At 71.9% G+C, this 10,218-nt stretch carries 4 protein-coding genes; all 4 read left to right on the forward strand.

Annotated elements, in window-relative coordinates:
• The first annotated feature begins 250 nt into the window (after positions 1 to 250).
• A complete protein-coding gene (locus PPSIR1_RS33875; protein ID WP_006975764.1) occupies positions 251 to 1,603 on the forward strand; it encodes a PcfJ domain-containing protein in 1,353 nt (450 codons plus the stop codon).
• 21 nt (positions 1,604 to 1,624) lie between these two features.
• Positions 1,625 to 3,535, forward strand: coding sequence for a hypothetical protein (locus PPSIR1_RS33880; RefSeq protein ID WP_006975765.1), 1,911 nt, complete (start codon positions 1,625 to 1,627; stop codon positions 3,533 to 3,535).
• 275 nt (positions 3,536 to 3,810) lie between these two features.
• Complete coding sequence (locus tag PPSIR1_RS33890) at positions 3,811 to 4,506, forward strand: RNA polymerase sigma factor (RefSeq protein WP_006975767.1); 696 nt, start codon at positions 3,811 to 3,813, stop codon at positions 4,504 to 4,506.
• 28 nt (positions 4,507 to 4,534) lie between these two features.
• A partial coding sequence (locus PPSIR1_RS33895; RefSeq protein ID WP_006975768.1) for an nSTAND1 domain-containing NTPase occupies positions 4,535 to 10,218 on the forward strand: 5,684 nt, incomplete at its 3' end.

Raw genomic sequence — 10,218 nt, forward strand, 5'->3', positions numbered from 1 at the left:
TCGCGCCGTCGAAGATTCTGCCTTGACTCGACCGGGGACCTGCGTCAGACCGTGTGCATGTTCTCCTGAGCGGCGACGCGGAGCGAACACCCATCTCGAGTGAGGGGCGAAGGCCGGTCGGTGTGGCCAGGCCGTCGCTGCGCTCGGAGGGGCTCCGCGTGCGTTCACGACGTCGCGGCGTAGCCACCTGGTCTCGCCGTGAGCTCGGCTCGCGCCCGCTTCCGCGCTCGAACCCTCGATCCACGCATCGATGATCGACGGCCGCGCCGGAGGGGCGGAGCTTCGCCTCGCCCGGGAGATCATCATGGCTCGTTATCGCATGTCCGCGTCGACCTCGACCTCGACCACCCTCATCGCTTCTGCCTTCCATCGTCGCAACCGCGTATTCCTCGATCGCCAGGTCCGGCGGGGCTACCTCCGCCTCGGCACCGACTGGCTCGCGCAGGCGACCTTCACCCAGCTGCTGATCACCGTGCGCGAGCGCAGCGACTTGCTGCGCCCCGTGGGCGATCGGACGCGCTACCGCCGGATCATCGACGCCCTCATGGCCCTCGCCCGGCGCAGCGAGGCGTTCATCCGCGAGACCTGGGAGTGGCGGCCCGAGTGCGAGGACATGCACGGGCTCATCCACTCCCTGGCCGAGCACCTGCTCGCCCGCTACCCCGTCCCGCGCTGCTTCACCTCGGCGTGGCTCGGCGGCAGCGCCCAGGAGCAGCAGTGGTTCGTGGATCACGGCAAGGGCACGGCGGTCCGCCGCCTCGCCGGCTTCCCGCCGGGCTTTAGCCGCAAGATGGAGCGCGTGCTGTTGACGTCGCCGGTTCACCTGCGCCTGGGCGCGGCGATTCGCCGGGCCGAGATCCTGGGCCTGGGGGGCTCGGAGGCCCTCGCCGACGCCGTGCTCGCCTTCGAGGGGCTGCGGCGGGTGTGGACCCCAGAGGCCGAGGCGTTCTGGCGCGGCGTGATGCACTTCTTCGTCAACAACGAAGATGACCCGCGCCTCGACGCGACCCTCATCGGCGAGCTGCTCGAGTTCATCGTGGCGCTCCGCTTTCGCGAGTCGCGGGTGTGGACCTTCGGCGGCGAGGTGAGCATGGGCCCGCCGCAGCCGCGCTGGTCCATCGCCGGGCGGACCCTCGGCTCGATGATTCGTCTGCTCCGGGGCGGCGTCGAGAGCCGCCGCGCCCGGCGTCGACGCCTGCGCGGCGGCGACTGGGGGGCGTCGGGCTACCGTTCGGTGACCTTGGAGCAACGCCCCGGTGTGGCCGCGCCCCAGCTCCCGGCGCTCGCCGGGGGGTCGGCGGTGCAGTGGTGCCTGACCGAGCTGACTTCTTCGGTCGAGCTGAGCATCGAGGGCCAGGCCTTGCGCCATTGCGTGGCGACCTACGCGGATCGCTGTATCGCGGGCATCTCGAGCATCTGGTCCCTGCGCCGGCGCGAGGGCGACGGCGCGTTCGAGCGGCGCTATACGATCGAGGTGATCCCAAGCACGCGGCGGATCATCCAGGTCCGGGGATATGCGAATCGCCAATGCCGCGGCTTCCCCCGGCGGATCCTCGCCCTGTGGGCGACCCAGGAGGGCTTGAGCTTGGGCGCCGGCGCCTGACGAGCTGATAGAGTGGGGACCATGGACGGCCCCTGCGTCGAGGGCTCGCAGCTGCGGGCCTTCCTCTCGTCTTGGCTCGAAGCGCTCCGCCACGGTCGCAAGGGCGGGCCGCGCTCGAGCGCGCTGCACCTGTTCCCCTGCGTGCTGGGAGATCGCCGCAACCTCTACGGCGCCATGGGCCTGCCGCGGACCCACGCGGCCTGGGAGATGCAGCTGATCGCCGACGACGGCCTGCTGTTCTTCGTCTACGACCACGCGTTGTCTGCGGTGCGCGACGCCGTCGAGCTCGGCAGCTTCGAGGCGGCCATCGAGGCCCTCGCGGCGAGCTTGTGCGAGCGCGATGACGCGGCCCTGCGCGCCCGCGCTCGGGCCCACTACGCCGCGCGCATCGAGGACTTCGTGTTCACCTTCCGCCGCGCGTCCCGGGGCGCCTCGGCGCTGGTCGGCGACCCCGAGTGGCTGCTCCGCTTCGAGCGCGTGGTCATCGAGGCCTACGTGCGCGTGGCCGTGGCGCGCCCCGGCGCGGTGCTGACCTTCGACCTGTTCCCCGCGAGCACCGGCGACGACAACGTCAGCGAGGGCCTCAAGGGCCTGATCAGCGCCAGCGGCCCGCGCCACGGCAGCTGGACGGCGCGGCGCTTTTGGTCGGTGCGGGCCGAGACCTACACGCGCTTTTACGGGGTCAACCTGGCCAAGGAGCTCAGCGCGGGCGGGCTGCGCTTCGCCCTGGTCGTGCCCTACGCCAACGGCGTGCGCTCCATCGCGATGACGCGCTGCTGGCCCATCGACGGGGCCGAGAACATCGCCCGCTACGTCGCGCTGGCCCAGGCGCGCCGGCTCGAGCTCGAGCTCGCGCGGCGGGCCCAGGGCCTCGAGGCGAGGGGCAAGCCCCCGCGGCTGCTGGTCTCGGGCTACAGCCAAGGCGGCGCGGCGGTGCGTCTGTTCGACCAGGCCCTGGCGGGTCAGGACGTCCGCAGCCGGGCCTACTTTCGCCACTCCGCTCCCCGCGGCCACGTCCGCGACAGCCGGACCCTGGCCGCCCTCGCGGCCGGGCACTACGCCGACTCGTGGCCGCTGGTCGTGCACTCCGTGAGCGTGGCGACCATGGGCGGGGTCGACGGCGTCGGCCTGGGCGAGCGCTTCCCTGAGCTCGGCGCCCTGGCCCGAGACCAGCGCGGCGCCTCGGGGGTGCTCGCGCGCAGCAACGGCTACGGCGGGCTGCACATGGCGATCTGCCACGACCACGATCCGGCGCGCTGGATCGTCCCCGGGCCGCTGCTGCACGCCCACCGCCGCCTCCGCCCCGAGCACCGCCGCAAGCTCAACCTGGTCCGCATCCTGCTCAAGTTTGGCGGCCCGGCCAAGGCCCTGCACGGCGGGGTGTGGATGGCCGGGACCGAGCTCGCCTTCGCCGGCAACCCGCCCGCGCAGCGCCTGCTCGACGCCTGCAGCGAGGCCATGCTCTCGACCCGCTTCGTCGACGAGGCCGACTACCACGACGAGCGCTGCGTGTGGGCGGCCTTCCCCCACCTCGTCGTCGGCACCCTCGGCTACCCGGGCTGGGCGGTCGTCGCCAAGTTCGATCAGTCCCTGCGCGCGCACGCGGAGGCCGCGGCCCGCGGTGAGCTCGACTCTCCTGGTGGGGCCCGCGTCGAGCTGCTGCGCGAGCCCTCGTGGTGCTGCGACATCCTCCCGCGGGAGCAGGCCTACGCCGAGGTCGTCGGCGCCGCGGAGCGCTTTCAGCTGCGCCAGCACGAGCGGGCGCGTCGCTTGCTCGCGCGCTTGGCCCACGGCCCCGCGGCGAACTCCAGGGAGCAGCGCGAGTTCATCGAGCTGCTGCGCGAGCGCCTCGGCCCGCCCTCGCATCGCCGGCACCTGCTGGTCGACGGCTTTGATGGGCTCGAGAGCTTGCTCGGCCGCGCGACGGAGTAGCCAGCTTATTGGCGCCATCGCCATCTCGCGCGGTGACCGAGCCCCGGCCCGCCACGAGTTCGCGCAGCCCCCCGACCTCGAGCTGGGCATGGCGGTCGGCACTTGCATGGTGATGTCGGAGAACGGGCCCCTCGAGCTGGGGTTCGGAGCCCACATCCATCTGACATGGTCTCCCGAGTTCGTAGTGACGCTCGCCTTGTGGATCTTTGAGAATTTCTCAAAGATCACGCCCTCTAGTTTGTGAACGACCACCCACAGGGCCATATACTCGCGCGGTGGATGATTCGATGGACCCCCGGAAGTACGAGGCACAGCTGCTCATTCGCTGGCAAGCCGGCGACATGGACGCAGGCTCTCAGCTCATTCGACTGCTCAGCCCGGGGCTCATCCGCTATTTTCGCTCGCACCTCGAGGGCGACACCCACGATCTGGTGCAGGACACGCTGATGCACCTCGTCAGCGCTCGGGGCAAGATCCGCGAGGCGTGCTCGGTCCGCGCCTACGTGTACGGGACGGCGCGGTTCAAGCTCTACGAGCACCTTCGGGCGATCACCAAGCGGCGGAAGTTCGACCCCCTCACGCACTCCGTCTTGGACCTGTGTCCCCGCATCAGCACCGAGCTGCGCGGGCGACAGGACGCTCAGCTGCTGCTCCAAGCCCTCAGGAGCTTGCCGCTCGATAGCCAGACGGCGCTGCAGCTCTACTACATCGAGGGCATGTCCTACCGAGAGATCGCAGACGCCTACGGGCTCGCCGAGGTGGCGACGATGCGGGGGCGCATGCACACCTACCGGGAGCAGCTGCGCAGAGCGATCGCTGCCCTCGAGCTGGGGCCGTCGGCGGTTGCGAAGTCGAGGGAGGCCGTCGAACACTGGGCCGTCGACCTGAGCGAGTGCCTGTTCGAGAGCCCGGACGACGACTCCGAGGTGGACCCCGAGCCCACCACGCGGGACTCCGAGCTCACCCTCTGAGCTTCTGGTAGCTGAGGCACTAGGCCCGATGAACGTGCCGCCCATGCCGTCGAGGCTGTCCGCCCTCACGGAGAGGGAGCTGCGCCGCGTGGGGGCGAGGCAGCGCTCCGATCCCTTCGCCTTCGCGCTGAGCTGCTATCACGTCGAGGCCCGGCTGGGCTTGGGCGCGCTGCCTCCCCGCGTGGGCCACTACGAGCTCCAGCGCAGGCTGGGCCAGGGCGGCATGGGGGCGGTCTACCTGGCGCACGACCTCCAGCTCGATCGTCCGGCGGCCCTCAAGTGCATCCAGCCGAGCGACGACCCCACGCACCAGGTCCGGCTCGAGCGCGAGGCCCTGGCGATGGCGCGGGTGGACCACCCGAACGTCATCGACATCTATCGCATCGGGGAGCACGAGGGCTCGACCTACATCGCCATGGAGTACGTCGAGGGGCAGACCCTGCGCGACTGGCTCAAGGGTCCCTGCTCGCAGCGCGAGCGGCTCACGGCCTTCAAGGCGGCGGGGCGCGGGCTGGCGGCGGCGCACCAGCGGGGTCTGGTCCACCGGGACTTCAAGCCGGACAACGTGATGATCGACGCCAGCGATCATGTCCGCGTGCTCGACTTTGGCCTGGCCTGGACCCAGGGGGAGGAGCTGGGGGTGGAGCGGCCGCTGGCGAAGGTGGGGCGCCCGCGGGGTAGAGGAGGCGGGGCCACGCTGACCCGCACCGGGGCGATCCTGGGCACGCCAGCGTACATGTCCCCGGAGCAGTTTCAGGGGCGCGCGACGACGGCGGCGAGCGATCAGTTCAGCTTTTGCATCGCGCTCTACGAGGCCCTCTACGGCGAGCGACCCTTCGCCGCGGACACCCGCGAGGGTCTGGTCGAGGCCGTGACCAAGGGGCTGCTGCGCGAGCCGCCCGTGGACGCGCAGGTCCCCGCGTGGCTGCGCGAGCTGGTCTGCCGGGGCCTCGCGCCCGAGCCTCGAGAGCGCCACGCTTCGATGCAGGCCCTGCTGAGCACGCTGGTCGTGGGCGAGCTCGAGCACGACGAGGACGGGCGAGAGCCACCCTCTCACGTCGTGGTGCTCTACGACCCCCGCGATCGCCCGGCAGCGCAGCGCTTGTGCGAGGACTTGCTCTCCCTCGGGGTGCGGCCGTGGATCGACCTGTGGGAGCTGGAGCCCGGGGCAGACTGGTCGCTGCGCCTCGAGGCCGCGATCCTCGAGGCGCCCGCGCTGCTCTCGTGTCACGACCCGCGCGGAGCGAGCTACTACGCCGCCGTGCGAGCCCGAGAGCGGCGGGAGCCCGCGACGGTCTACCGAGCGATCCTGCCGTCGACGGTCAGCCCGCCAGCGCCTGGGGGCGCCACGCGGATGCGCGAGGCGAGCTGGCCCGACGACGTGCTGGCCCTCGCGCGCCGAGTGGGGGTCGACCGCGAGCGCAGCCGCTGGCTCGCCTACGAGACGGGGCGCGGCCCGATCGCCGCGGAGTCGTCGTCGGCGGGCGGGGTCCCGACGACGGTTGGAGCGCTGCCTGACCAGGGGCGGGCGCTCAGCCCCTACCGCGGCCTCGAGCCCTTCCGCGAAGCCCACGCGCGCTGGCTGTTTGGCCGGAGCGCGGAGGTCAGCCGCTTGCTCGCGGCCCTCGAGCGAGGCGAGCGCTTCGTGACGCTGGTGGGCGCCTCCGGCTCGGGCAAGTCTTCCTTGCTGATGGCGGGGCTGTGCCCGGCGTTGCGGTGCGGGGCTCTGGGCGCGCGGGACTGGTCCGTGGCTTACCTCCGGCCGGGCGCGCGACCTTGCGAGGCGCTGGCGCGGGCCCTCGCGACCCACTGCGAGGGTGCTCCGAGCGCGGCGGCGCTCCTCGACAACCCGGCGTCCCTGCTCTCGAGCCTCAGCCGCCGCGAGGGCCGGCTGTTGTTGGTCATCGATCAGCTCGAGGAGCTGTTCACCATGGCGGGTCTGGACGCAGCAGCGCCCGCGCGCGAGGCCAGGGCCTTCGTGGCCAACCTCGTCGAGGCCACCCAGCCCCAGGTTCAACTCGACAGCCGCGTGTGGGTGGTGGCGAGCTTGCGGGCAGATTTTTTGCAGCCCGCCCTCCAGGCGGGGGGGCTGGGCCAGGTGATGCGAGAGAGCGCCCGGGCCACCCTGGCGACCCTCGACGCCGCCCAGGTCCGCGCGACGATCGAGCGGCCGCTGGCTCGGGTGGGCTACCGCATCGAGCCAGCCCTCGTCGACAAGCTCGTGCTGGCCTCGTCCGAGCCCGGGCGGCTCCCGCTGCTTCAGTACGTGCTGGGCGAGCTGTGGGAGCGGCGCGACGAGACCCACAAGACCCTGCGCGCCGCGGTCTACGAGGAGCTGGGCGGGCTCGAGGGGGCCCTCGCGGCCACGGCGGAGCGCACCCTCGACCAGCTCCGGCTCGAGCACGGAGCGCGAGCCGAGCCGGCTGTGCGTCAGCTGATGACGCGCCTGGTCCACGTGAGCCCCGGCAACGCGCCCTTCACCCGGCGCCCCGTGCCCGTGGCCGAGCTCGCCCAGGGCGCCCTCGCAACCCGGGTGCGCGAGGCCTTCGTGGTCGAGGCCCGAGTGCTCGTGCTGCACCGGGACACCATGGAGCTCGCCCACGAAAAGCTGGTGCAGGTCTGGGACACGCTGCGGGGCTGGCTCGAAGACGACCGCCGGGCGCTGGCCCTGCGCGAGGAGATCGCCGCCGACGCCCAGCGCTACGCCGCGGCGCGCGACCGGGAGTTCTTGTGGGACCACGAGCGCCTCGGGTTGGCGAGGGAGATCCTCGCGGGCTCGAGCGTGCTCTTGGGTCCCCGCGAAGACGGGTTCTTGCGCGCCGGGGAGCGGGCCGCTCGGGCCCGCCGCAGCGTGGGCGCCGCGGTGGTCGTGGGTCTGCTCGTGGCGGCGGCCGTGGTCGTGGTCGTGGTCTTGGGGATCAACGGTCAACTCGCAGCCCAAGACGCCCTGCTCCAGGAGCAGATCGAGGCGATCGCTGCGGGCAACGTCGCCCTCGACCGCGAACGGCGGGCGCGCGACGCTGCCCTAGCCGCCGACATCGCTCGCATTCCCGGCAACGAGATCGAAGCGCTCGTCACGGCCGTGGGCGCCTACGAGCCCGACGAGCGCGATGTTCCAGAGGCCGTGTTCACGGGTCTGACCCACGCTTTGGAGAGCGTGCGCGGTGGATTGGGGCTCCTGGGCCACGAACGCGAGCTCCACGATCTGGCCTACAGCCCCGACGGCGCGACCCTCGTCACCGCCAGCGCCGACGGAAGCCTCCGCGTTTGGGACGCGAACACGGCCGTCGAGCGCACGCGCCTCGACGGCCACGAGGGCCCCGTGCTCGCCGTGGACTTCAGCCCCGACGGCACGCGCATCGCCAGCGCGGGCCGAGATGGGAGCGCGCGGGTGTGGGACCTGAGCGCGGAGTCGTCGCCCGTGGTGTTGCGTCCCGAGGGCCCCGAGCGAACGACTGTGAGCGCCCTGCACGACGTGGCCTTTGGCCCGGACGGGGCCCTCGTGATCACGGCGAGCCACACGGGGCAGGCCACGGTGTGGAGCACCGCTAGCGGCGAGGCGCTGTTGGTCTTGGACCACGACCACCCCGTCCGGGCCGCGCGTTTTTCCGAAGACGGCACCCAGCTCATCACTGCGGACGAGGGCGGGCAGGTTCAACTGTGGGACGCGACCACGGGCGAGCGGCGAGGTCCTCTGGTGGGCCACACCGCCCCGGTCCGCGGCCTCGCGCTGTCGCCGGACGGGACGCTGCTCGCGAGCGCGAGTGAGGACGAGACCGTGCGGGTCTGGGACCTGGTCACGGGGGAGGCGCGGAGCACCTTGGCGCACGGACAGGTCGTCTACACCGTGGCCTTTTCTCCCGACGGGGAGCTGTTGGCCACGGGCACCTTCGACGACGAGACCGGCCACTTGTGGGAGCTCGCCACGGAGCGTCACCTGCGGAGCTTCCCCCACGAGGGGCCGGTCGTCGGCGTGGCCTTTTCTCCCTCGGGTCGCCACCTGAGCACGGCGAGTTGGGACGGGAGCGGCCGCGTCTGGGGGCTCGACCCCAGCCCCGCGCTCGTCGAGCTCGAGGGGCACGGCGAGCCCATCTATGATCTAGAGCTGTCTCCCGACGGCCGTCACCTGGCGACGGCCGGCGGGGACAACGACGCGCGCTGGTGGGACGCCGCGACCTGGACCCCGCGGGCGGTCCTGCGCGGCCACGACCTCGACCTCGACGCCGTGGCCTTCTCGCCCGACTCGAGCACCCTCGCCACGGCGGGCTGGGACGGCGTCGTGCGGCTGTGGCGGACCGACCCGGAAGGTGACGTGGATGTGTCTGAGCGGGCGCTCGTGCTCGGGAAGGGCCGCATTCGAGACCTCGCGTTCATGCCCGGGGGCGAGGGCCTCGTCCTCGCGCGGGACGTCACCAAGACCGCCGAGATCTGGTCGACTGCGGGCGCGTACAGAGACGAGGTTCTCGAGCTCGAGGCCCCCGCACGCAGGGTCGAGGTGTCTCCCGAGGGGGGCCATCTCCTCGCCCTCGACGAAGACGGAGCGCTCTCGCTCTGGGCCTTGCCCCTGACGGAAGACGAGCCCGAGCGCGTGCCGACGATCTCCGCCGCGGCCTTTTCTCCCGGGGACACGCACCTCGCCCTCGCGGGGCGGGACAACCGGATCCAGCTGCGTGCGTTGACCTCGCCCACATCGACAGCCGCGCCGGCCCTCGAGGGCCACACCGGTCCCGTGATCGGTCTCGCGTTTTCCCCGGATGGCAGGCGTTTGGCCAGCCTGAGTGAAGACGACAGCGTGCGGGTCTGGGACCTGGCGAGCGGCGAGACGATCGTCTCGCTGCCCCGAGCAGGCGCCCTGGACCTGCTCTTCTCCGCTCAGGGCGATCAGCTGATCACCGCGGGGCGCGAGGGGAGGGTTCGCGTGCACGACCTTCGCCCGCACACCTGGTACGCCTGGGGATGCAGCGCGCTCTCGGCCCTGGACGTGGACACGCTGCACTCGCCGACGCGCTGCGCCGACCTTCCTGCCCCGCCAGAGCCCGTCGCAGGACACCGCGGGGGGTCGAGTCCGCGGGTCATCCTCGGGCCGACGACCCGAGAGCCCAGCCCCGGGCAGCCCCTCACTGTTCATGGCGTCGAGCTCGTCTACATCCCTGGCGGACGGTTTTTGATGGGCTCTTCCGATGGCGAGGGGATGATCCGAGAGCGCCCGCGCCACGAGGTCGAGCTCGACGGCTTCTACCTCGCCCGCACGGAGGTCACCAACGCCCAGTACGCGCGCTACCTCGAGGCCAACCCGGGGGCGCCCCTGCCGGCGTTTTGGGACGACGAGCGCTTCAACCAGCCGGAGCAGCCCGTGGTTGGCATCAGCTGGTTCGAGGCCATGGCCTACTGCGACTGGGCTGGGCTGACGCTGCCCACGGAGGCCCAGTGGGAGTACGCGACGCGCGGCGGTGAGCGTGCGCTCTACTGGTTTGGAGACGAGGTCGAGGACCTGGCACGGTTCGCCTGGGTCGAGCGCAACGCCAACGGGCGCCCTCATCGGGTCGGGACGAAGGACCTCAACGGCTTTGGGTTCCACGATGTCGCGGGCAACGTCGGGGAGTGGGTCCAAGATCGCTACGGGAGCTACTCGGTGGCGCCTCGAATGGGAGACGGGCTCAGGTATCGACCCTCCGGTAGGGTGAGCCGCGTCGAGCGTGGGGGCAGCTGGAT

Origin of the sequence: Plesiocystis pacifica SIR-1, assembly GCF_000170895.1 — a bacterium.
GTDB lineage: Bacteria > Myxococcota_A > Polyangia > Nannocystales > Nannocystaceae > Plesiocystis > Plesiocystis pacifica.

Bases quoted from the DNA above. Each gene is read 5' to 3' on its own strand.
- PPSIR1_RS33875 (WP_006975764.1), top strand. From the start codon at position 251: ATGATCGACGGCCGCGCCGGAGGGGCGGAGCTTCGCCTCGCCCGGGAG.
- PPSIR1_RS33880 (WP_006975765.1), top strand. From the start codon at position 1,625: ATGGACGGCCCCTGCGTCGAGGGCTCGCAGCTGCGGGCCTTCCTCTCG.